Source organism: Arthrobacter sp. Cr_A7, from assembly GCF_029222765.1.
In the GTDB taxonomy this organism is placed as follows: Bacteria; Actinomycetota; Actinomycetes; order Actinomycetales; family Micrococcaceae; genus Arthrobacter.
On the sequence record NZ_JARHXQ010000045.1, the window covers coordinates 1 to 21,476 of the forward strand.

Here is a 21,476-nt window from a genome sequence, read left to right on the forward strand (position 1 = left end):
AGCCAAGACTTACAGGACGAGACGTTTTGGGTTCTAAACGTGCTTGCCCCAAACGAGAAAAGCGGCATCGGTCCCCTGCAGCTTACGATTACGCTTCCACCCTCATACCCTTTGCTGCCGCCCAGAGTAACTACGCCTGACCTTGACCTCGTTCACCATCAACATCCGTTTGCAAAAGACCTCTGTCTCTTAGAACGGTCTACGGAAAACTGGATTCCGGAATGGCATCTTGCAGGCCTCTTGGACAACCAGCTGAAGCGGGCAGTCGCGGCCGGTCGCGCTGTTCATGGTCAAGGACGCGACGAATTCCAACAGGGAGAGCCCTTTAGCGCCTACTACGCGTACGCGGACTCGGCCGGTTTCTTGATTGACTCAGAACGCGCCAACATTCCCGTAGGAGCCTCTGGGGACCTGGAAGCATCATTTACCCAAACCGTAGGAAGAGCACAGCGTCTGCTCATAATCGTGGATCGGCTGATCAACGGAGGTGAAGTGACCTATGAAGCTCCAGTCGGCCTGCACGCAGCTTTCTCACCACACACGCCAGCCAAGCTGACTGGAAGATGGAGCGTGCTGGATAAGCCTCCTGCAACGAACGACGCACGCGAAATATGGGAAATTGCACGCACTGCTGATTCCCAGGGCACGCGACCCAATCACTTCCGACAAAGCAACGGCGCTAGCCACGCCATAGAAGTACGTGCAGTGGCATTTCCTGAGGAGCATGGCTGGAAGGTTACGGGGATCGGCTGGATCCTCGTTGTGAAAGAACCAGGTGGCGTTCACAACACCAGAAAGGGAGGCAAAAAGGCCCCCGTTGGTTACCGGTCTCCTGATTCCTACAAACTAGTTCGGGCATACAGAGCCGGACCTTCCGACCTTACGTACCGGGCCCCCGAGACTCATGGACTCGAGGATGCATCCGTAGCGGTCCTGGGTTGCGGTGCCATCGGTAGCGTTCTTGTAGAACAACTCTGTCGGGCAGGGGTTGGGAAGTTCCATCTGCTGGACGAAGACACATTGGAGCCGGGAAATCTAGCCCGCCATGCAGGCGCGCTCGACACGATGTGTATCGACAAGAGCGCGGCCTTGGCACACCGAATCAGCCAAATAAATCCCTATGCAGACGCAAAGCCCTTGAAGTTCCATATCGGTCAAGCGGCACTCATTGACGGCGAAACAGAAACCGAGGTTTTAACGAGGTTATTCAACTCTGTCGACCTTGTCATCGACGCAACGGTAGAAGTGGGAGTTCAGCAGTACACCAGCCTTATCGCCCGAGACGTCGGTACTACGTGGTTAGCCCTTGAAGGATCACCTGGTGTCGGTGGAGGAAGCGTTGTCAAAATCGAAGCCGACTCCGACGCTTGCTTTGCCTGCTTTCAATGGCACCAATACGAAGGATCAATACCGGAAGCCACTGCAGTGGACAGCGCACTGGTCCAACCAACCGGTTGTGCGGCGCCGACCTTCACAGGTACGGGTTTTGATCTTGCAGTCATAGCGCTGCAAGCTGCCCGAGTTGCTGTTGGCTCTCTCCTCAGTTCAAAACCGCATGGGTATCCACAAGATGGACATGACGCACACATCCTCAGTCTCCGTGAAAAGGATGGGCGCCCAGTCCCGCCTACATGGCGAGGCTTTACGGTTACAAGGCACCCGAAATGCAGTGCGCACGCAGTGACATGAGGGAGAGGTTCACGGTCGAGTGGGGTGAAGGTCTTAGATCTTCCCTTACCGCAGAGGCTTGCAAAGCTTTTCCAAAGGAAACCGGCGGCCTCCTAATGGGCAACTGGCAAGATAGAACTGCCCTGATCACCCACGTGATTGGTCCCGGTCCTAATGCAGATCATAAGGACGATGCATTCACCCCTGACCGGGATTGGCAGTACGGCGAGATCGATAAACTCTTCACTGCATCTAAGGGCAGCATCGAGTATCTCGGGGACTGGCATACTCATCCCAAAGGGATCTCATATCCAAGTGAGACTGACGTAGATCTTCTTACGTCGATTGCCATTTCAGCGGAAAGCAGGTGTCCGAGGCCACTGATGTGCATTCTTTCAAGTCCGACGAACAAGTCGTGGTCGGAAAGAACTTTTCTGTATACGCGGGACCTCTTCACTTCGGACTCACCGTTTATTTACTTGGACATCTGAGCGGGAGACCGCTGCAGCAAGCAGAAGGGCGTTAGGCAGCAGACCGCACTTCTGGAACCGTCACTGGTTTATAAGTGGTGCCGTCGCGGAGCATAGCCCAAAGGACGTTGAGTCGACGCCTGGCAAGCGAGAGCATTGCTTGAATGTGGGACTTCCCTTCCACGCGTTTTCGGTCGTAATAACCGCGCGAAGCGGGGCAAGACTTCAGTGCCGAGAGCCCTGATAGGTAGAAGACGCGGAGCAGCCGCCGGTCATAGCGTCTGGGCCGGTGGTGATTGCCGCTGATCCTTCCTGAATCCCGGGGTGCCGTGTCAGTCCGACAACGCCTGCGAACCGGTCAGCGGTTTGGAATACGGTGAGATCACCACCGGTCGCTCCGAGGAATTCGGCGGCGAGGACTGGACCGAAGCCAGGCATGCTCAATAGCACCTCGGTGTGCTGGTGTTCCATGACTTTCCCGCTGATCACTGCATCCAGTTCCAGGCAATGGGCGTTTCGGCCACGGTTGAAGGGGTTTCGGCCTCCTCCCCAGGAGCTTGCGCGCCTCTGGGGTGAGCAGGGCTTGATCAAGATCAAAACGGGCAGCGTCGATAACCCGCATCATTTCAACGGCATGCTCGTTCTTCTTCCCGAGAGCGTGTGCCTGACGACGTAACCGAATAAGGTTCGCAGCCGCAGTGGAGAAACGAGCCCGGAGAATTTCGCGTGGTTCCTGGGAGGGCTCAATCGAACTCATCAACGACGTAACCTGTCGGGCGGTTTCGACCGCTTTGTCTACACGATTCTTTAGTTCGGTCGGAGGCAGGCTAGTTCGCATGCCTGATCCTATCTAGGGGCAGGGGCAGGGGCAGAAAAGGCCCTGCCATTGGTTTGATCATGTAGGTAGCAGTACGCCGTTCAAGTTAGATTGCGGATTCCTTCACGAGGTCACCGTTTCGCTCAATCCACCACACTTCGATTTCGGCGGCATCCAATGATCCCTTTGTCTGTCCGTACAGCTCAACATAGCGAGCAACCTTTGGAAGTACGATGATGCTCACCCAATCCGGTTCAGCACCACGCAACTTCATTGCGGCAAGGATCGCCTTGGCATACCAGTTCCCCGCCTGTTCCCGTGGCTTCGCCTTCTTCTTCTCTCCCGTCCGCCTAGGATCGGCGTATCCAATTGTGGGGTAGCCCTTAACCTCGGCTCCAAGCTTTTGTCCGTCAAGGTCCGCAATCACATCGACGCCGCTTTCCCGCAAGGTTTTCGCCGACAGGATCCGCCAGCCGCGTTCGACAAGAGCATCTACAAAAGCGTTCTGGACGTTCTCTTCGGTGTGCCACTGCTCCGACATCAGCACCATGGTTAGCTACGGGCAGATTTATGCGACCGGGACGCCAAAAAAGGCTCCGACCGCCTGCACAAGACCGTCAGCGGCGAGGTTGGATGACACACCGCCAGCCAGGGCATAACTTCCCATTCTGAGCCGTGACATAAAGCCGTTGGTCTTCTCACCCGGCTTCGATCCGTCGGCCGTCACGGCGACACGCAAGTCCTCCACGGCTTCCGCCTGCAACCCGAGCTCCAGGGCCGCTCTAATTAGAGAATCAATATCGCCCTTATTGACTGTTGTCTTTTGCCGGATATCCGAACCGGCAGCGATATTATTGCCATCACCGTTGATGGTGAAGTTGAAATTGTTTGTCACCAGCCGCACCTCCGGGTCCGCTGTGGTTGGCCCATTCGGTTCACCCGCTCTAGGAGATACCTGTTCTAGTTCCAAAGCAAACTGTAGAGCGGTGGTGCGTACCGAATCGATGATGCCGCGTATAGCGTTCTGCGAAAGCGTTTGCTTTGCCGAGATGAGCTCCATCAGGTAAAATCCAGTGCCACCCTTGTTCTCTGACACAAGGCGGTCATACTCGTGGACTATAAAGGGATCCCAACTCATGTTGGGACTACTATCACTGCTGCTCAACAGTTCCAGGTCCGCGACAGGTTGACGGATTGTCGCCCGAAACCATCCCTTAACGAAATCTTCAGGTATGCCCACCTCAGAGACAGTGTTAGTGATATGTCCGCGTGGGCCCAGCCAGGTACCAGTAACCTGAGTTCTAAACGGTCCCCTGTATTTGGGCACTGATTCGTCTGTTTTGTAGCCGAATAGCTCTCGCTGCGCCCAGCTGCCCAAATTCTCGGCTCGCATCCTGTAGGCGACCGTCTGGACCTTCCTCAGCAGATTGGAGGTCGTAAAGTCGTCATCGCTGGCGGCGTCAATGATCTCGGTGAGCTTGGTCATTCGCCCATTCTGCACCAGCGAAGGGACATTTCAGGGTCCTTGGTCCGCGCCTGTGAGTACAAGTACTAGGCAGTCCTGTGCAGTAGTTCCGTGAAAAACTCTCCGAGTAGGGTGGTTGCCCGCTCCCGATTCACAAACTCCTGGCCGCCAAACCGGTAGACCTCATAGCCGGCGAGTTTAAGCTTGCGGTCCTCAGCCACCATTTGTGCATATATCTCCGGGCTCGCGCGCCGTGCAGAGTCTGAATAGTGCTGAATTCCATCAAGCTCAATGACCACTCTGCGTCGATTGGGCAAGAGTAGAAGAAAATCCATTCTCTGCCGGTGCAGTGTGCCGCCGGATGACTTCGTATACGGGTCGTAGTGGAGGTAAACCTGCGGGATAAGGGCCGGCATGCCGAAGCCTTCACTTTTGTACAGCTTGCAGTACTCATCGAAGAGGAATTGCTCCGCCTCGTTTCCGCCCAGGGACTCCTTGAGGCGCCAGTAAAGTTCTCTAGCTACGGTCAGTTCCGCCTCTTCGTCCAACGAATCAGACTGGGCCCTCCAGGCGACAAGATCCCGCCAAGTCAGGCCGGTTGCAGTCAATGGCCTGTCGTAGACCAAGCAATACCTCCCATTTTCAGTAATCTCAATAACGTTGCTCACCGCGTCACGCAGTACAAGCTTCGGCTTGGGTCCGTTGGCTGCGAAGATCAGGTTCCTCAGTTCTCCCGCAACTCCCCGCGTCCCGGCCAGAGCTAGAAGCTGCTCCAAATAGACACTTGGATAGTCCTCATTCACGACGTAACCGAGGTCAACAAGCTGCTCTGTTGTTCGGGTGCCAAGTCGTCGTTGCACGTACCGGTACTTGCCGGACATAGGATCAGATTCCTCAGCAGCTTGAGGTGCAAGACCAAACCGAACGCACTCATCCGCTAGGTTTGTAAGCCTTGGCACCGGACAGGGCGCCTGCAATCGCCTCCTGGAGGTTTTTATGCGTGAGGCGAATGGCAGGTTCCGATGCTGCAGCCCCCTGAAAGAGCGAGGAAAAAGCTTCCGTGAAATTAGCCGTTGAGGCGGATGGTTCCTGCTGATGTGAGCTCACAGACCAAGCATGTCAGTAAGAGCTGACACGGGCTGAGCCTCAAGCTCACGAGGCCGGGCCACCCCTATTTCACCGGCCGGCCTACGGCTACCGCTTTCGGGTGACATAAAGGACTGATCACGCCGTGTGAACCGCTTGGTGTGGTTTCTAGGGGGAAAGAGAAAAGGCTGCCCCTGTGGCTCGCAGTGCACTGTCCAGCACACCACACAGGGAACAACCTCTCGTCTACTTAAACCAAAAGGCGGCCGCAGGGCAGAATGGCTTCATGTGCGGCAGATATGTGATGTCCAAAGCCACAGGCGACCTTTTGAGCCACTTTGAGGCCAAAGAGGTCGAGGGAAGCCCACCGCCGCCGAGCTGGAACGTGGCACCAACCCAAAGCGTGCCGATCGTTGCCGAACGTTTGGATGAGGGGACGATTGACCGGCACCTACTCATTGCCCGCTGGGGTCTGGTGCCGTCATGGGCCAAAGACATCAAGATCGGCTCCAAGATGATCAACGCACGCAGCGAGAGCATCTTGGAAAAGCCGTCTTTCAGGAAGGCTGCGGTGAAGCGTCGGGCAATCGTCCCCGCGGAGGGCTATTACGAGTGGCAGAAGACCGACGAGGGGAAAAAGATCCCCAACTACCTGTACTCCGAGAAAGAGCCGTTGCTGGGCTTCGCCGGCCTGTACGAGTGGTGGGCTGACCCATCTCTGCCGGAGGATGACCCGGGCCGCTGGCTGCTTAGCTGCACGGTGCTCACTGCGACTACGCAGGACGCGTTGGGCCACGTTCATGACCGTTCGCCGGTCATCATCCCGCGGGACCGCTTCGCGGAATGGCTTGACCCGGACCTGACCGAAAAAGACGATGTCCAGCACCTGTTGGACTCTTTGCCGGAGCCGACCCTGACGCCCAGGATCGTCAGCCCCCGGGTCAACAGCGTGCGGAACAACGGCCCGGAGCTCATCGAGCCCGCCGAGCCTGCAGCGTCATAGGCTCGTGCGGTGATACTCACCGGCACCATCACTAACCCGGACGGCAGCTACGGACACATAGAGGCCGAAGGCGACACTTACGAAGAAGCGCGGGAAAACCTCTACGCGCTTCTTGAAGACGGCCAAAACCTCATATCCATCCGCAAGGACTAACCCGACTGAAGCCTGTCCGGCAGAGGACATCAGCAAGGCCGGAGCCACCCCTTGCCTTCCCTTTCGCACCTAGTATTCGCCAAGTGACGAGCCACCTTCAGACCCGGCAAGACGGTCTGTCGCGGGCTGCCTCATGCCGGTCACGCTATCGTAAGCGGGTGCCACAATTTGTACCTCTAGGATCCCCATCCCCATCACCACCGAGCAGCTCGGAGTCAGTCAGTGATCTCCTCGGTAAGCTCGAATTCAACGACGGCTTTGGAGGTCTCTCCTTCGCACTTGCTGTGTTGTTGGCAGTCATCGCCTTTGGTGGGTGGTGGATCCGCGCTGCCAGCAAGCGCAAAGAAGAGGCTCGACTTGTGACAAGCGACTTTCGGCTCCCGGGCGGGATGAACGTTCCTTTCACCTACGAGATTTGGGTTCACAACGCGACGCCACACCCACTGCCCATGGTCGAAGTGAGGCACTGGAATGGCACCGAGTGGCGACCGATGCCCGCTCGTTCCTCCCAAACGGGAGATTTTGTCATCCGTCCCGGCGACACTGGGACCGCAACGGTGCCAGCCATGACAACGGACCTCAAGAAGTTCAACAGCTTCTACTTCCTCCGTTACACCACAGACTCTGGAAATCGAACCTGGAACCGTCCCATCAAGAGCCCGGACTTCCTGAGCCGTGGAGACGTCCGACAGCTTGAGCGATTTCACGGAACCATCTGAACTGGGAGATGTTGCCCGGAACATCATGAACCCACTCCGTCCCACTTCCTTAGAAGTGGGATAGCCGGGATGGGACACTCCCCCACCTGTGAATCGCAGCGATAAGTGGCGGCATTTTCACGGCGCTAAAATGTCGCCCCTATTGCCTGTAATCCGACCCTTGTCGGGAGCGGTCGGGTGAGGTACGTCCAGGAAGGGGTGCTTGCGATGGTCGGAGTAGCTTCAGAAATGCTCAATGACGCCCTAGAACTAAGGCTTCCGTCTGCTGAACAGCCAAGCGAGAGTAGAGCCAGCAACGCCTGAAAGTAGAGACGCTGCGATCAAACGACGGTAAGTCGGAGAATCCGGGACACCGTTTTCACTGGCAGGGGATGGCGTCAGCTCAGCTGCCTCTTCAATGACAGGCGCTTCGGCCTTCCGAAATCTGCGGAGAAGTGCATCGACAAAAGGGCCAGCGGATCCAAAAAACCAGATCAGGCCACCACCCGCGGTACCTGCCGACGCAGAGGCAAGGAACAGGTCGCGCTGGACGGCCGCCTCGTGTCGCTGATCGACGCCATTAAGTTCAAATCCTGCGGCTCTGTCAGCATTATGAAGGGGAAGGCCCCATATGGGGGCCGTCGGATCTTCCACTTCTGGACTTGAAACTGTCGGCACGTACTCGGCTGGAAGGCCTTTAGGTTCGATGCTGACAACGGATTCAGCAGTTACCGACTCAATGGCCAGGATCTCGACAGGCAGTGTCAGGGTTGCGATACGAGGGAAGGCATACCGGTGCTGGGAGCCCGCAACGGCTTCAGTCGGAGCTGTCGTTTCTCCCTCGAGGGAAACGGCCCAGCCGATGCCGGCTACTCCGAGGGTTTGATCCGAGAAGTCTTGTTTGCTGATGGTGGTCATAACGCAATCACCGCTCAGGGAAAATTCACGTCCGACGGAACCCTCAGAAAGATTCGACGGCGCTATTGGAGGATCAAATCTGAGTTCTTCGCCGTCGCTCGTCCTGCGTAATTGAACGTCCTTCATTGCTCCACAGAACCCGACCATCAAGTCACCAGCTTGTTCCGGCGGCACAGCGGCGTTGATATCTCCCCTCAGGAACATGTCGAATGAGGTCAGGCTCGGAGAGGGCTGGAGGCGCAACTCAACATCCACTCGAACCGGCGCCGAGGCCGACCCCTTTTTAACGCCCACAAAGATTGCACCAGGCATATCCAGCGGAGGCACCGGAGTGAAGGCCGGCTGGGAAAAGTGGAGGGCAACGAGAGTCGACAGAATTGTGACACCGCTGGCTGCGGCCAGCTGCAACCGTTCGCCTGTATTCACCACCCCAGCAGTCTATGAGTGCAAACTCGAAGCGTGAGAATCGGACGGACGTGTCCCACTTCCTTGGAACTGAGACGGCACCGGAGCGTCACATCTTATGGAGAGTGACCTGGGTGAGGCTGATAGTCTTCATCGGCTAAGGCGCAATTGGTCGCCTAGGCAAAAGCGATGATTTGGGGGATCGATGAAAAAGATAGTCAGGCACGAAGCTGAATTTGGGACTGTGGCAAAAAAGCGAGGAGCTAGCATGGCACTTTTGGTGGTCATGCTTCTTCTGGCACTCACGGTTCCCCTGCTGTTCCTGAGCATGCGTACGGATGAGATGGATGCAGTCGCCGCGGGCGTCGTGATTCTCGCTCCGTCGCTGTTTTACACAAGTCTGCTTGCTTCGGCGACGACTGGGACCAACCGTGCGCGTTGGGGGTACCGGTTGGTCGGCTTGGCTATGACTGCTGGATACCTTTTTTACTTCTCCTCCCAGGTGCCCAACCAAGCCGCCGCCGTCGTGCTAACCGTGGCGGGCATTGCCTATTGCCTCTTGGTGGACGTGTTCGCCCCGCACTGCACTGGTGAGACAGCAAGCTGGCGATACTTGTGCGGAAACACATCGGAACCAAGAAATGCGGTGATGGAGATGACTGGGAAGGTTCCGGCTGGTCTGAACGTTGATTCCGCAGGTGACTTGTGGGGCGTACCAACCACGGGAGGATCCTTCACTCTTAATATGTGGGACGCCAAAACAATGAGCATTCGAGACGTAACCTACGATGTGACCGTGGTCGCTCCCGGAGCCGTAGCTAGGCCAAATAGCTCCACGTCCTCGGGCAGCTCCGCGAAACCTGGCAATACGACCGGCAGCTTGTCCAAAGATGCGTTATCGAAAAGGCAAGCGGAGTCGTAGGAGAAGGAGCGACAGACGCAGAAAGTCTATTGGCCCTGTGCTCACAGCATCTGAGTGTCCCACTTCCCTAGAACTGGGCCCCTGGCAGTAGGACGTTGCCCCTTTACGAAGGGACTAAACGGGGCTCGTTGTGCAATGAGGGATATGCACGTCGTGCGAGGCAGTCCTCAACCCCACCATGAGTCAGTGGCATAAGGTGTTCCAGTGTCCGATCTGAAATTCCCCGCCCGCTATCCGCCTGCGGAGACAGTGATCTCTCAAGAGCCGGCTTCCCGCGCGTCTCTTACTCTGGGTCATGTACTTAGGGGAATAGGTGCGGAGCAAGTCCCAGCCGTTCCGCTGGAGGACATACATGTCATCCGCCACACCTTTAAGCCGAGTGACCCAAATGCGCTGCGTGGGCCGGAGGATCTGACCCCGGAGCGAGTTCTCGCCTACACCAGGGAACAAGATACTCCGCCCCGCTTCCCCGCAAATCCTCCCCGATACTGGGTCATTCTTATTGCCGATGGCGGGCGTCGTTCCCGTCTTTGGGGTACCTACGAGAACCGTGGTGAGGTGGCAGCGACGTCCATCAAGAAGTACAGATGCTTCGACCTGCGCCCGACAGACTTCCTTGCACCCCTCAATGACCGGCTCGTAGTCGAATGGGATAACCCCCGCAGCTGGCACCGGAACGCCGGCTCTGCGACAGGTTCTCGCATGCCTGTACTGGAGATCGCCGACCGGGATAAAGTTCCCTTCCCCGGATTCGATGGTGTACTGCTCCCCTATCACCAACTGCAGGACTTGGTGGACGATTCCCGGTACGCCGACTGGCGTATCGCTCTGTCGGAGGTCCAAGGAATCTACCTCATTACAGACTCCAGTAACGGGAAACAGTACGTCGGCAAAGCAGACGGTAGCGAACGGATTCTCGGCCGGTGGACAGCCTACGCCCGTGATGGCCACGGCGGTAACGTAGCCCTCCGCGAGCTTGCCCACCAGAGCGTAGCCGGAGAAAGAACAGGACCGAAGACGGACCATGCCCGGCACTTCGTTTTCAGCCTCCTTCGCGTGTTCGGACCCAGCACACCCTCCTCAGAGGTCAACTCGGCCGAGTCCCACTACAAGGCTGCATTGATGACACGCCAATTCGGCCTCAACAGGAACTGATCCTTCCCATTACCTGGGGTTATTCCTTCTTCCGTGTCGGTCCCGCGTTGTCTGACGGAAAAGGCTGTTCTAAGGTGCTAAGCCAGACGCTGATCAGGGAAAGCCCCATTGAAGCTTTGGTCAGCAGAAGAGCAAGCGTTGCGAATGCAACGGGTGTAGTGGTTTCACTGGAGTTATCGGTAATGGAGAAATTGTTCATCGTTACTTTCGCTTTCTCTGTTGGCTGTGTTCGTCTTGTGAGGGCTGTTTTTGGGCATAAAAAAAGACCACATGTTTGTGGTCTGCCGCTTGATCTCTTAGCTAGATGCTGAACTCGCGGTCCATCAGGGCGTTGAATACGTTGCGGGTGACCTGTCGTTGTTCATCAGCCTCGATCCTGTGTAGCAGAACGTTTCGCATCAGTAGCACTTCCTCATATCGGTTGTCGTTCAGCTCGATCGTCCGGTAAGGGTTACCAAAGAGATCGCGGTTGATGAACTCCGAAAGCAAGGCATCGGCCAACGCTTCCAGGATGATAAGTGCCGCCCTTGACCCGAAATGCTTTTCCAGGTGCTCCACGCGAAGGCCGGCACCGTGTGCAGTTGAGATAGATGTCCACCCGTCCTGAAGTGGCAAGGACTCCAGGTCCGCCGGGGTCAAGCCGGTGTCCTCTAGCGGAACCGTTGCATTGGCCACAAGATGTTTTCCATCCACTGCTGCAGTCCAGCCGCTGCCGGTAACCCCTTCCAGGACCGGATAGAAGTTCACTTCGAGCAGTGGCAATCCATGTTCATCCTGGCCCACCATCGCGAACTCCATGGCGAAAAGCCCGTCGACGTGGAACTGGTTGCCGTTCTTTTTTGCATTCATCGTGTCCTCTTTCTGATGTCGTGGTGTTGACACTGAAAGAGGCTCCGTTCGCCGTGGGAACAGAGCCTCTTTCAGTGATTCGTTAGGACAAGGAATCTGATGTATCCCTTGCTAGTACAAGTTAGCGTTGACTTCCGTGTCACTTTCAAGCCCCTGAAGGAAGTCAACCGCTACCTGCAGAAGGTGCCCTGGTTGTTCCTCAATTCCTAATGTGTTTGTACTTCCGTGACATCGTCAAGTTCACGTCTCAAAAAGATCCACGGATGAGCTTGCAGGTCGGAGTCCACCGATACGATCTACCAATGACCGAAACCAAAGAGATTGATAACCCTGGATCGAACTTCACCCAGGTGCTAGACGCTGCGGCGAAGCTGCCTGGAGTAAGGATCAATAGGGCCGCGTACCTGCGAACAGCACTCAAGCGCCACTGCACCGAGGAACAGATCAAGAGGGCAATCGCCGAGAGTCCAGCGGCAGCGGGTATCCCACTCAAGGTCATTACTGAGGTCGCAAACACCTCTATTGCTTATGAGACGAGCAAGGTCACCGGCCTTTCGGCCCTCGCAGGTATCCCCGGGGGTCTGGCAATGGTTGGTACTGTGCCGGCGGACCTCGCGCAGTACATGGGCCACATGCTTCGAATTGCCCAAAAACTTGCCTACATCTACAGTTGGCCTGATCTATTCGCTGATGCTGACGACGACATCGATGAAGCAACCCAGAGCATGCTGATCCTGTTCGTAGGCGTGATGTTCGGCGTGCACATCGCCCAAGGTGGAGTGGCAAGAGTCGCGAACATGGTCGCCGCCAATGTCGCTAAGAAACTACCGCAGCAGGCACTCACCCAGGGGATCATCTACCCGATCGTGAAAAAGGTCGCCAGCTATCTCGGTGTCAATATGACCAAGAAGCTCTTCGCCAGCGGAATCGCGAAGGCCATACCCGTGGTCGGTGCAGTTCTCTCCGGAGGCCTCACCCTGGGCACATTCCTCCCCATGTCCAAGCGGCTGCAAAAGCACCTCGCCAGCTTGGAACTGACCAAGCCAGGACACAGGTCTGAAGAGGCCGAGATCATCGACGCCGAAGTCATCAACTAGACCTTGGGGCTTGGGCATGGCGCTCACCGTGTTGTTCGCGGCAACCTAGAACGGGAGCCTGCAAGCTAGGGCACCGGTAGCGAGTTGTGCCATTTTTCTCTCTCGATAATCCAGTCCGTGTAGCAGCCGTCCTTGAAGTCGGGAAAGTCGTTTCGTAAGCCGAGAGCTTTTTGTGCCGTCTCGGTAAATGTAATTCGTCCAGCCGACATCGCGCAGTGCAAGCGCGTACCTTTTTCGGATTCATAACCAGGCACCGAACCGTACTTTTGGACGAGGTCCGGCCGAGGCGTGCTATCTACCGCTTCGAGTGCCGCTCGTAGGTCACCCGCATTCTGCCCATAGAGGTTTATAGACAGATCAGCCATGTGGCGCAAGTTTTCTTCTGCAATAAGGTCAACTGGTCCCTTCGCAGCCTTCATCTCACCGGTCTTGGTATCGATTTCAGCTATCAACTTGGCTTTTGTTTCCTTATCGATTCCTCCGCGGATAGCCTTGACGACCCTGGCGTGAAGTTCTTCAGTATCAATGAGGACGCCCAGATATTTGGTGTTGGCCGCTGTCCCGGCGTCCCTCGTATAGGCCGTGTTTGCCTGCGAAACGGCTGCATCAATCTCGTCACTGACATTCCAGCTGGTGAATAGCCCGGTCAGATAAGCAGCAAGAACAGCAGCAAGAACAGCGCCTAATCCACCAATCCATGCATCTCGAGCATTTAGCCATTTTTTCATAGTTGAAGGTTACGGTCTGGGTAAGGACAATCCGTATCAAACAATCGTGGCGAGGGATACGTGTCCCACTTCCTTGTTGTTGGGACGCTCCCAGCGGCACACTCCCCTGTCATTTTCCGAAGTTGTCTGCACGGAATGTCCGAAGTCCTCTGCACTCAGCTCCTCGCACTGCGCTACCCTCGTCGCCGGACCCTGCCTGTAAGCTGCCGGCGCGTCATTTCTGGCTTCTACCGCCACAAGTCACAAAAGCCCCGTGCTGAGTTTCATGCCTATCCGCCCTATACGGTTCAAGAAACGATCGTTTTTGACGCCGCTCAGCGTTCGCGTTTCATGAAACATGTTTTCGAGATAAGGGCGGGGCCCCGTTGTCCCCGCCGGCAGTTGCGGTTAGCGCCCCCTCATCGTTCATTTCACCGTGCGGGTAATGCGTATATCGCCCAGACGCGCCGTCACTCGGATCTAGTCATCGGCGGTCAACGGCACGTTGATCGACCGGCTAACGGACGTGGGCCAGCGGCCCAAACTGGGCTCTCACCTGACACGTAGGGGCCGACCACGACTCGTCGCCCGCCCAACGCGAAGCGAAGCTGTCTGTCGCATCATTTGTCCACCACTTCAGGACCAGCTCTGCGAGCATGCCCTTTCCTTGGTTCCGGACCACCAAAAAGCCGGAGATCATCGAGGTGACCGATCTCCCGGCTTCCTGTTAGGTGTTGAGAGCGACATGATCAGCTCGAATTTGATACCTTCCTTGTGCTCACCAGTGCGGCAAGGAGTCCAACGACTCCGACCATTCGTTTAGTGCCTCGTGCGATGTTCAATGGTCCCCCGATTGATGGTCCTGGAAGATGTATGGGTAGTTCTCGCCTGCGTGAGCAGCCGCTCTGCAAGCTCCTTCTTGATCGACGATCTCTTCCGTCCCAGGTTCGCTCCCGAACTGCCAGCCAGGAGCGCACTCAGAAATGGTTTGTTTTGTTCCCTGATCGTGTTGGCAGCTGAAGGGCTCGCTGTCCGGTGTTGATGCAGGGGTTTTGAATAGGACGGAGAGTCCCCAGTGCAGCGCGCCAGCGGTACACCATTTAAGGGGCTCAGGTGGCGGGCTTGATTTCGATGGCGGCATGGTCTTCCCGCCCGTACTCGTAGGCCAACCACTCTCCGTCTTTTTCGACGAAGCTGAGGTGCTTGGGCTGGCTGAGGAACATCTTGGCTCCATCGGCGCAATCGATCGTGAAGTTGGTCCTGTAATCCAGCCGGATGGTGCGCATCGGTCCTCCCCCGGCCGGGCTAACGTCCGGTCCGACGTCGAGCTGCTGATCGGTGAACCCGATGGACCAGGGCGCGTCGGTCAGTGTGCAGGTGGATCCGTCCCTAGCGGTGACAACCGGCGGGTTGGTACCTTCGGCGATGGTGCGGGCACTGGTAATTATGAGGCCGCCGTTGTGCTTGCGCAGGCTATCGGCGAATTGGGCCTCGAATCCGTCGTAAAGATAGGGGGCAAAAGCCTCCGACGCCCGTTGCACCTCGGCCTCGGTCCACTCGAAGCTTGCCTTCTGGTGCTCCGGGAAACCGCCGTAGATCATACCCAGGATTTCCATCGATTCGACGGCTTTGTTGCCTTTGAACTCGGAAAGGCTGTAGGTCTCCGCTCCGCCGAGGTGAACTTCCTTGAACGCTTCAGTCGCTGCCCCTTTTTTAACGTCCCTGAACGCTGTGGCCTTTTCTTGGGGCGTCAGTTCCTTCTGGGTCGGCGACGGCTCCGCAGCTGCGGAGGAGGTGTCAGTTTCGGACTGTGCAGTTGCTGCACAGGCGGTTAGGGCCAGGACGGTAGTGACGAGCAGGGCAGCGGCCCGCAAGGTTTTCAATGGTGTGGTCATGAAAGCGTTTCTCCAAATTGAGGGGGACTGTTAAGGTGCGCACGTCGGCAGACATATCGCGGGCATAGGCATACATCTGTATGTGCGACGCGGGTTCTAAAACTTCAGGCGATACAGGCATGAATCGCCGAGGGAGACTTACCAGGCTTCGGTCGTCTTTATGTCGTGGTCATACCCTTCAATACGCCACTTGCCATCGGGTTCCAAGGCTGCGGAGTAGGTCATGAAGCCGTTTGTTGGCTGGACTAGTTCCTCCGTGGTTCCGGGCTTGGGAAGGACCACCATCTCATAACTGACGTCGGCCTTCACCGCCACGCTAAGCGCATCGGAATCGACTTGCCAGACATTGGTTGGCCTAATAACGCGCGACAACAACCGGGGACGAGAGGGGTCGTACACGTAGCTGTAGGCTCCGCCGTACTTTTCGGCTCCCTGCCAGTGGGACTCGGTCAGGACGAAGTGCCTGCCTTCTTCTTCGACGACAGCCTTCCGGACGTCACCCCGGTATATCTCGCGGATCTGGTCCTCATTCTCGGCATACCATTCCGCCGCAGTCACGCCCCCGCCATTCAACGGAGAATCGATTCCTTCCTCGGCCATGAAGGTCAAGATGAAGCGGTAGCCCTCGAGCAGGACCGCCGGGTCGACGGTCACCGCGTTGGCGTCCACAATTGCCGGGTTCAGGTTCCAGGCAGGGTCCGATTCGTTCATTGTGGTCTGCAGGTACTGGCCCTTTGATGTCATTGTCACCCCACTGACCGGGATGGTGTTCACAGGCGCAGGAGCCGCGGACGGCAAAGCCGATTCGGAGACGACAGCGACGGCGCTTTCCGCGGCAGGAGACGGGCTCGTCGGTGCGGCGCCCGCAGAGCAGGATGTAAGGCCAGCGGCCAAGACTGCTGTTAGGCATAGCGCTATGGTCTTATTCAAGTTTCCCCCATGTTTTATGATGCTTTTCAATGCATAAACCTACCGACTCCCGGTCGAAAGTCATGTCTAAAAACCGTCTGACATGGGAAGATGTCGTTGCAGACGGGGCTTCCGGTCCGTCAAAAGGCTAACGAATCGGAGATTCACTGTCAGGCAGCTTTCAGGACGGTGTGGACGACTGCAGCTGGCTCGCGGTCCTGAAACCTCCGCGTCCCGCATCCGTAGGGGTCTTGAGGCGCTTAGTAGAACAGCCCGATCGAGACCCTTCAACTGCCGCCCGGTAAAGGAGCCGAGCCGCTTCACTGGTTTACGAGGGACTCCTGGTGGGAAACCCGCCGCAGCGTGCCCGTCGGCGTCGGCAACGTCGTGGACATCGAACACTGGCGCGTCCAGCTCCGACGTGCGGCGGACTCGCCGCTGCGGACCTTCGAGCTGCGCCGTGATCCTCTCTCTGAGCAATGGTTGCTGGGATCCGTGACCGAAGATTGATGCACATCCTGCGAACCGGGCAGCGGCTGTGGAGGGGACGGGTCTTAAATACCGAAGGCCCCGATCTCCCGGGGCCTTCTAACCAGCAGCCGAAGCCAACTGGGGGTGTGACACCACACTACCAACAACCGGATCCGACCTTCCAGATCCCTGATATCTAGCGGTCGTTGTACGTAGTGTGAGGCTATGGGACCCACAATCCGGGCGGGGGCAGGACTACCGGCAGGCCTTGAACCTCCAGTAAAGGTCGCCCTTGCACGGGCAATCGCCAAAATGCCACGCGGTGACGCATCACACGGAACTTTAATCTTTGAACCCAAATGGGACGGGTATCGATGTGTTGCAGTCAGGGATGACCTTGGCGCCACGCTGTGGTCGAGGCAAGGGAAGGAACTTTCGGGGTACTTCCCTGAACTCTGTTCAGCGGTCGCTGCGGCCGTCCCCCCGGGATGCGTGATCGACGGCGAAGCCGTGATCTGGAGCCAGGGACGGCTGAACTTCGACGCCCTGCAGCAGCGCCTGGGCGCAGGACCAAAAACCCTGCCCGGGCTGGTCGCGGCAGCACCAGCCAACTACGTAGCTTTCGACGTCCTGGCCGTTGCCGGGCACGACGCAAGGGACCTACCGCTGAGCGGCCGGCGCGCGCTCCTGGAAGAACTCGCCACCGGCTGGGAACCGCCGCTGTCCCTCTCCCCCACCACCACCGACCGCGGCGTAGCCGAACAATGGCTCGAAGAGCTGCCCCATACCGGGATCGAAGGGCTGGTCATTAAAAGCCTGAACCAGCCATACACGCCCGGCGTCCGTTCCTGGTTAGTTATCTGCACTTAGTGTCCGCGCGCCGTGGGCATCTCCGGCCTTGTTGGCTGTAGGCATGGGAGCAGGGCTATCTCCGCCGCAACCACCAAAGGTGATCTCGGATGTCAGAGCAATGGTCAGATTTCGATAGTCGGCGCGGGCTGCGCGATGGGTCTGTTGAGCTTTCCAGGGTTGGCCGCGTTGGACAGGGACCCGGTCCGTACGAACCCTATGTCCTTTACGATCCAAACGGCGAGGTGGTGTCGGAGGTCAGCACCTGGATACGGGACCTCGCTGTTGCTGATCTGAGTCCCCGCACAATGCGCTCGTACTGCTACGCAGCCCTGATGTGGTTTCGGGTCCTGTGGACGGTTCATGTTTCCTGGGATCGCGCCACGGAGACGGAAACGGCGGCACTGGTCGGCTGGCTCATGGTCGCCCCCAACCCGCAGCGCAGGCGGTCCTCGGGGCTGCCAGGTGGAGTCAATATCAAGACCGGGAAACCCCATCTCAATGCCGGATACGGGGCAGCTACGGTCAACCTGACCCTGGCTGCGGTGCGAAACTTCTATGAGTTCCACGCCCGGTGGTCCCGCGGACCTGTGTTGAATCCTGTTCCGGCGTCTGCACATCGCCGCAAGGCGCTCTCGCATCGCAGTCCCTTGGAAACGAAGCAGCCCTTTCGTCGGGCGCCTTACCGTCGCCGCGCCAGTCACGCGCTGCCCCGGTCGATCCCCGACGAGCAGTGGGTGGAGCTTTTCGGGTCGATGACTTGTGACCGGGACCGGGCACTGCTTGAGTGCTTTGTCTCTTCAGGTGCAAGGGCCGAAGAGCTCCTGGGCGCCCGGACCAATGACATCGACTGGGCGAACCAGCGCTTGTCTGTAATTTCGAAGGGCACCAGGGAGAGACGGTGGATTCCCTTGTCCCCGGAGGCGATGACATGGCTAGGGCGGTATCTGGGATCCAGCAAAGTAGATCCCGATGATCCGTTATGGCGGACGCTTCGCGGCCCTCAGAGGCCCTTGAGCTATTCCGCCGCGAGGCGCATCGTGCAGCGCGCGAATGCGGCTGCGGAGACGAATTGGACATTGCACGATCTCCGTCACACCGCCTCCAGCCGCATGGTCAACAGCGGTGTGCTGACGTTGCCCGAGGTCCAGGTTGTGCTTGGGCACGCTGACCTGCACACCACCAGCCGCTACACGGTGCCCAGGGCTGAAGAAGTCATCGCCAAGATGCAGGAGTTCCACGCCCGTGCACACCAGCCGTCGCCTGGTTACAGCCCGGGCTACGCGGCCGAGGACATCAGCGCCGTGTTTGGTGCAGGGAAGAGGACCGACGATGTCCAGGGCTAGTGTTGCCACCACGGGTATTTGGTCGCGTCGTGAACTGGCCGACGACGGAGTTCCGCCCGCTTCACGGCAGATCGGTGGAAAGGGCACCATGGTCAGCCCGTTGGCCGCGCCTCGGAACCTGCCGTCGCCCCTGGGAGATCTCAGCAAGGCATCCATTGCCGAGCTGCAAACCGCTGCGTGCACCCTTCTTCCGCGTTCACCAGTCATGCTGGAGAAGCGCCGGAGGTCCATCCGGAAAGTTGCAGAGCACCTGTCGGGTTTCAAAGGAAGCACGTGGCAGGAACGCTGGGACGCCAGTGGTTGGGACACTTCCGCGGAGCGGCTTGCCTCGTTGAATCCTCCCCCTACCAAGAGCTGGACCATGACCAGCGGGCTGACCTGGTTGGTGGCCATGCGCATCATCGTCCCGTCTGTGCGGACATTGCACCGTGACGTAGTCGCCGATTTCTCGATGATCTTCCGAGAATGTCAGCAAGACCGACTTTTGGATCAGGTCGCAGACCGCATCCGGGGCACTCCAACGACGGACACACAAAAGCACCGCGCACTTACCGAACTTTCGTACGTTCTGGCCAGCCAGGGAATCCCTGCCTCCGATTTGAGCCCCGGCGCCTTAGTCCACTTCCAGCACGAATTGCGGGCCGTTCGAAAGAAGGGCAACTACGATCGGCAAATTGCCGGCCTGATCTGGGAAGTGCTCCATTCCATGGGAAGGTTCCCGGAAGGGACACCGGCCACCATCCGTGCAGCCAGACGCGGTGGCCCGCGAACGGTGGAGGAGTTCGTCGACTACCACGGGGTTAAGAACGCTGGGGTGCGGCAGCTGCTCATCGACTACATCAACCAGCGCGCTGCCCTGGGCATGGACCATTCGAGCCTCCGCGGCCTGACAGGGCTTCTGGTACGCAATTTCTGGTGCGTGATCGAGCACATTAACCCAGGCCAGCAGAACCTTGACCTGACCGAGGAAATTTACGAGGCCTGGCGGCAGGAGGTCGACACCATCCAGACCCCTGACGGTCCCAGGCCCCGGCAGGGCATTTGGGACTTGCTGATCGCCGTGCGGGCCCTGTATCTGGATCTTCAGGCTTGGTCGCTGGAGGACCCCGCGAGGTGGGGACCATGGGCCACGAAGTGTCCCATCCCACCGATCGCTTCCCGCGGCTACAAGGCAGGCCGCCGTCGGATGGCCGAGCGCATTGCCGACCGCACCAGGGCACGCCAGCCCCTCCTGGACCTGCTCGTCAGGCATGTCACCTCGGAAAAGGAACGCCTGCGCGCTTTTCGAGAAGCAGCCGCCGGTTCCCTGGACGATGACGGTTTCGATTTTGGCGGGGCCCGCTACACGCACATGACCCACCGCAAATCTCAAAGGGCACCGGCCAAGGGTCCCCGCGCGCGTCGCGGAATTGAATTTGAAGCTCCTCCCGAGCCGGAACGGCAGTTGCGGGTGTTCAGCCCTGCAGGGCACAAGATCAACATCACCGACCAGGAAGAACAGGCGTTCTGGACCTGGGCGGCCATCGAAATTCTCCGGCTCACCGGGATCCGCCACGAGGAACTGCTCGAGCTCAGTCACCTGTCCATCAGGCAATACCGCCGACCCAACGGCGAGATCGTGGGCCTCTTGGTGATCACACCGTCAAAAACTGACAGGGAAAGAGTCATCCCTATGTCGCCCGAGCTGCTGCATGTCATCGCCGAGATGATCCGCCGGCACAAGGAAAATCTTGGGACCATCCCCTTGATTCGCCGTTGGGATCCACAGGAGCGGGAACACAGCGAGCCGCTTCCCTTCCTTTTCCAGCATTCCAGCGGGCCGCTGCGCGGAGTGTTCAGCACCACCCGGATCGCAAAACTCCTGCGGGCGGCCTGCACCGCGGCCGCCGAAGACCGGCCCGAATTTGAAGGGCTTGCATTCACCCCGCACGACTTCAGACGGATCTTCGCGACCGACCTGGTCAACAACGGCCTTCCGATCCACATCGGAGCCGCCCTGTTGGGGCACGCGAACCTGCAGACCACCAGGGGCTACGTTGCCGTGTTCGATGAAGACGTCGTCCGGCACTACCAGATGCACCTAGCCAACCGCAGGGCGATGCGCCCGGACCATGAATACGCCCGCGTCACCGATGCCGAGTGGCAAGAGTTCGAGGATCATTTCGATAAACGCAAAGTTGAACTGGGCGCCTGCGGCCGCCCCTACGGCACGCCCTGCGCGCACGAACACGCTTGCGTTCGCTGCCCCATGCTCCATGTTGAACCCCGAATGATTCTTCGCTTGGACGAACTGGAAGCCGACCTGATCGCTAGAAGGGAGCGAGCTGAAACTGAGGGGTGGAAAGGCGAGGTCGACGGGCTGGAACTTACCTTGGGACACCTGCGTGATAAACGTGACCGCGCCACCCGGCTGCGGAAGCAGACAACGGCCCCGCTCTGACCATGAAGCCAACTCCTCGAATCCGTACAGGAAGGATGGTCTGTGGCCGTTAGCCAAACCTTTTGCGGGGCATCTCACCACGGTTCGAGAGTGGTTTTTCAGGCATATGGGGGCTGTGGCTTTGGCGAACCAGCGGGATGAGCACAGTCGCCG

General features: G+C 58.1%; 19 protein-coding genes and 1 pseudogene. 11 read left to right on the forward strand and 9 right to left on the reverse strand.

The window, feature by feature from the left end; genetic code table 11:
• On the forward strand, positions 1 to 1,689 hold a 1,689-nt coding region (locus P2Q66_RS02850; protein WP_275725412.1), incomplete at its 5' end, for a ThiF family adenylyltransferase.
• Positions 1,686 to 2,159, forward strand: a complete 474-nt coding sequence (locus P2Q66_RS02855; RefSeq protein WP_275725414.1) for a Mov34/MPN/PAD-1 family protein — start codon at positions 1,686 to 1,688, stop codon at positions 2,157 to 2,159. The genes P2Q66_RS02850 and P2Q66_RS02855, both read left to right, overlap by 4 nt.
• 31 nt (positions 2,160 to 2,190) lie before the next feature.
• Here the strand turns inward: P2Q66_RS02855 and P2Q66_RS02860 are convergent.
• The 4 genes and pseudogenes from P2Q66_RS02860 to P2Q66_RS02875 form a co-directional block, all read right to left on the reverse strand.
• Positions 2,191 to 2,591: pseudogene (locus P2Q66_RS02860) on the reverse strand (transposase); the annotation flags it as partial.
• Positions 2,592 to 3,061: 470 nt separating this feature from the next.
• Positions 3,062 to 3,496 carry a hypothetical protein gene (locus P2Q66_RS02865; protein ID WP_275725417.1) on the reverse strand — a complete coding sequence of 145 codons (435 nt, stop codon included), beginning with the start codon at positions 3,494 to 3,496 and terminating at the stop codon, positions 3,062 to 3,064.
• A 27-nt stretch (positions 3,497 to 3,523) separates the two neighbouring features.
• Complete coding sequence (locus tag P2Q66_RS02870) at positions 3,524 to 4,441, reverse strand: hypothetical protein (RefSeq protein WP_275725418.1); 918 nt, start codon at positions 4,439 to 4,441, stop codon at positions 3,524 to 3,526.
• 65 nt (positions 4,442 to 4,506) lie between these two features.
• A complete protein-coding gene (locus P2Q66_RS02875) occupies positions 4,507 to 5,301 on the reverse strand; it encodes a hypothetical protein (RefSeq protein WP_275725419.1) in 795 nt (264 codons plus the stop codon).
• Between the two features lie 491 nt (positions 5,302 to 5,792).
• Between P2Q66_RS02875 and P2Q66_RS02880 the strand changes: the two genes are divergently transcribed.
• Complete coding sequence (locus P2Q66_RS02880) at positions 5,793 to 6,509, forward strand: SOS response-associated peptidase (RefSeq protein ID WP_275725420.1); 717 nt, start codon at positions 5,793 to 5,795, stop codon at positions 6,507 to 6,509.
• Positions 6,510 to 6,518: 9 nt separating this feature from the next.
• Complete coding sequence (locus P2Q66_RS02885; protein ID WP_275725422.1) at positions 6,519 to 6,662, forward strand: hypothetical protein; 144 nt, start codon at positions 6,519 to 6,521, stop codon at positions 6,660 to 6,662.
• A 968-nt stretch (positions 6,663 to 7,630) separates the two neighbouring features.
• On the opposite strand, the gene P2Q66_RS02890 is transcribed toward P2Q66_RS02885, so the two are convergent.
• Positions 7,631 to 8,707: a hypothetical protein gene (locus tag P2Q66_RS02890; RefSeq protein WP_275725424.1), complete on the reverse strand. Its 1,077-nt coding sequence runs from the start codon at positions 8,705 to 8,707 to the stop codon at positions 7,631 to 7,633.
• 244 nt (positions 8,708 to 8,951) lie between these two features.
• On the opposite strand from P2Q66_RS02890, the gene P2Q66_RS02895 reads away from it, so the two are divergent.
• Entirely contained in the window at positions 8,952 to 9,605 is a 654-nt protein-coding gene (locus P2Q66_RS02895) for a hypothetical protein (RefSeq protein ID WP_275725425.1), read from the forward strand.
• 702 nt (positions 9,606 to 10,307) lie between these two features.
• Complete coding sequence (locus P2Q66_RS02900) at positions 10,308 to 10,760, forward strand: GIY-YIG nuclease family protein (RefSeq protein ID WP_275725427.1); 453 nt, start codon at positions 10,308 to 10,310, stop codon at positions 10,758 to 10,760.
• A gap of 300 nt (positions 10,761 to 11,060) precedes the next feature.
• Here the strand turns inward: P2Q66_RS02900 and P2Q66_RS02905 are convergent, their stop codons facing one another.
• On the reverse strand, positions 11,061 to 11,609 hold the full coding sequence (locus P2Q66_RS02905; protein ID WP_275725429.1) for a hypothetical protein: 549 nt from the start codon (positions 11,607 to 11,609) through the stop codon (positions 11,061 to 11,063).
• A gap of 302 nt (positions 11,610 to 11,911) precedes the next feature.
• Here P2Q66_RS02905 and P2Q66_RS02910 point away from each other — a divergent pair, with 302 nt between their 5' ends.
• Positions 11,912 to 12,706, forward strand: a complete 795-nt coding sequence (locus P2Q66_RS02910; protein ID WP_275725430.1) for a hypothetical protein — start codon at positions 11,912 to 11,914, stop codon at positions 12,704 to 12,706.
• A 65-nt stretch (positions 12,707 to 12,771) separates the two neighbouring features.
• Here P2Q66_RS02910 and P2Q66_RS02915 read toward each other — a convergent pair whose 3' ends face one another.
• From P2Q66_RS02915 to P2Q66_RS02925, 3 genes are all read right to left on the reverse strand, one after another.
• A complete protein-coding gene (locus P2Q66_RS02915; protein WP_275725432.1) occupies positions 12,772 to 13,434 on the reverse strand; it encodes a hypothetical protein in 663 nt (220 codons plus the stop codon).
• 1,088 nt (positions 13,435 to 14,522) lie between these two features.
• Positions 14,523 to 15,308: a hypothetical protein gene (locus P2Q66_RS02920; RefSeq protein ID WP_275725434.1), complete on the reverse strand. Its 786-nt coding sequence runs from the start codon at positions 15,306 to 15,308 to the stop codon at positions 14,523 to 14,525.
• 138 nt (positions 15,309 to 15,446) lie between these two features.
• On the reverse strand, positions 15,447 to 16,058 hold the full coding sequence (locus P2Q66_RS02925; protein ID WP_275725436.1) for a hypothetical protein: 612 nt from the start codon (positions 16,056 to 16,058) through the stop codon (positions 15,447 to 15,449).
• 435 nt (positions 16,059 to 16,493) lie between these two features.
• On the opposite strand from P2Q66_RS02925, the gene P2Q66_RS02930 reads away from it, so the two are divergent.
• The 4 genes from P2Q66_RS02930 to P2Q66_RS02945 all read left to right on the forward strand — a co-directional run bounded on the left by P2Q66_RS02930 (position 16,494) and on the right by P2Q66_RS02945 (position 21,323).
• A complete protein-coding gene (locus tag P2Q66_RS02930; protein WP_275725450.1) occupies positions 16,494 to 16,727 on the forward strand; it encodes a hypothetical protein in 234 nt (77 codons plus the stop codon).
• A 273-nt stretch (positions 16,728 to 17,000) separates the two neighbouring features.
• Positions 17,001 to 17,558 carry a hypothetical protein gene (locus P2Q66_RS02935; RefSeq protein WP_275725451.1) on the forward strand — a complete coding sequence of 186 codons (558 nt, stop codon included), beginning with the start codon at positions 17,001 to 17,003 and terminating at the stop codon, positions 17,556 to 17,558.
• A 734-nt stretch (positions 17,559 to 18,292) separates the two neighbouring features.
• The gene (locus P2Q66_RS02940; protein ID WP_275725452.1) at positions 18,293 to 18,883 is read left to right on the forward strand and encodes a site-specific integrase; all 591 of its coding nucleotides are present in this window, start codon (positions 18,293 to 18,295) and stop codon (positions 18,881 to 18,883) included.
• Between the two features lie 361 nt (positions 18,884 to 19,244).
• The gene (locus P2Q66_RS02945; RefSeq protein ID WP_275725437.1) at positions 19,245 to 21,323 is read left to right on the forward strand and encodes a site-specific integrase; all 2,079 of its coding nucleotides are present in this window, start codon (positions 19,245 to 19,247) and stop codon (positions 21,321 to 21,323) included.
• The last annotated feature ends 153 nt before the right edge of the window (positions 21,324 to 21,476 follow it).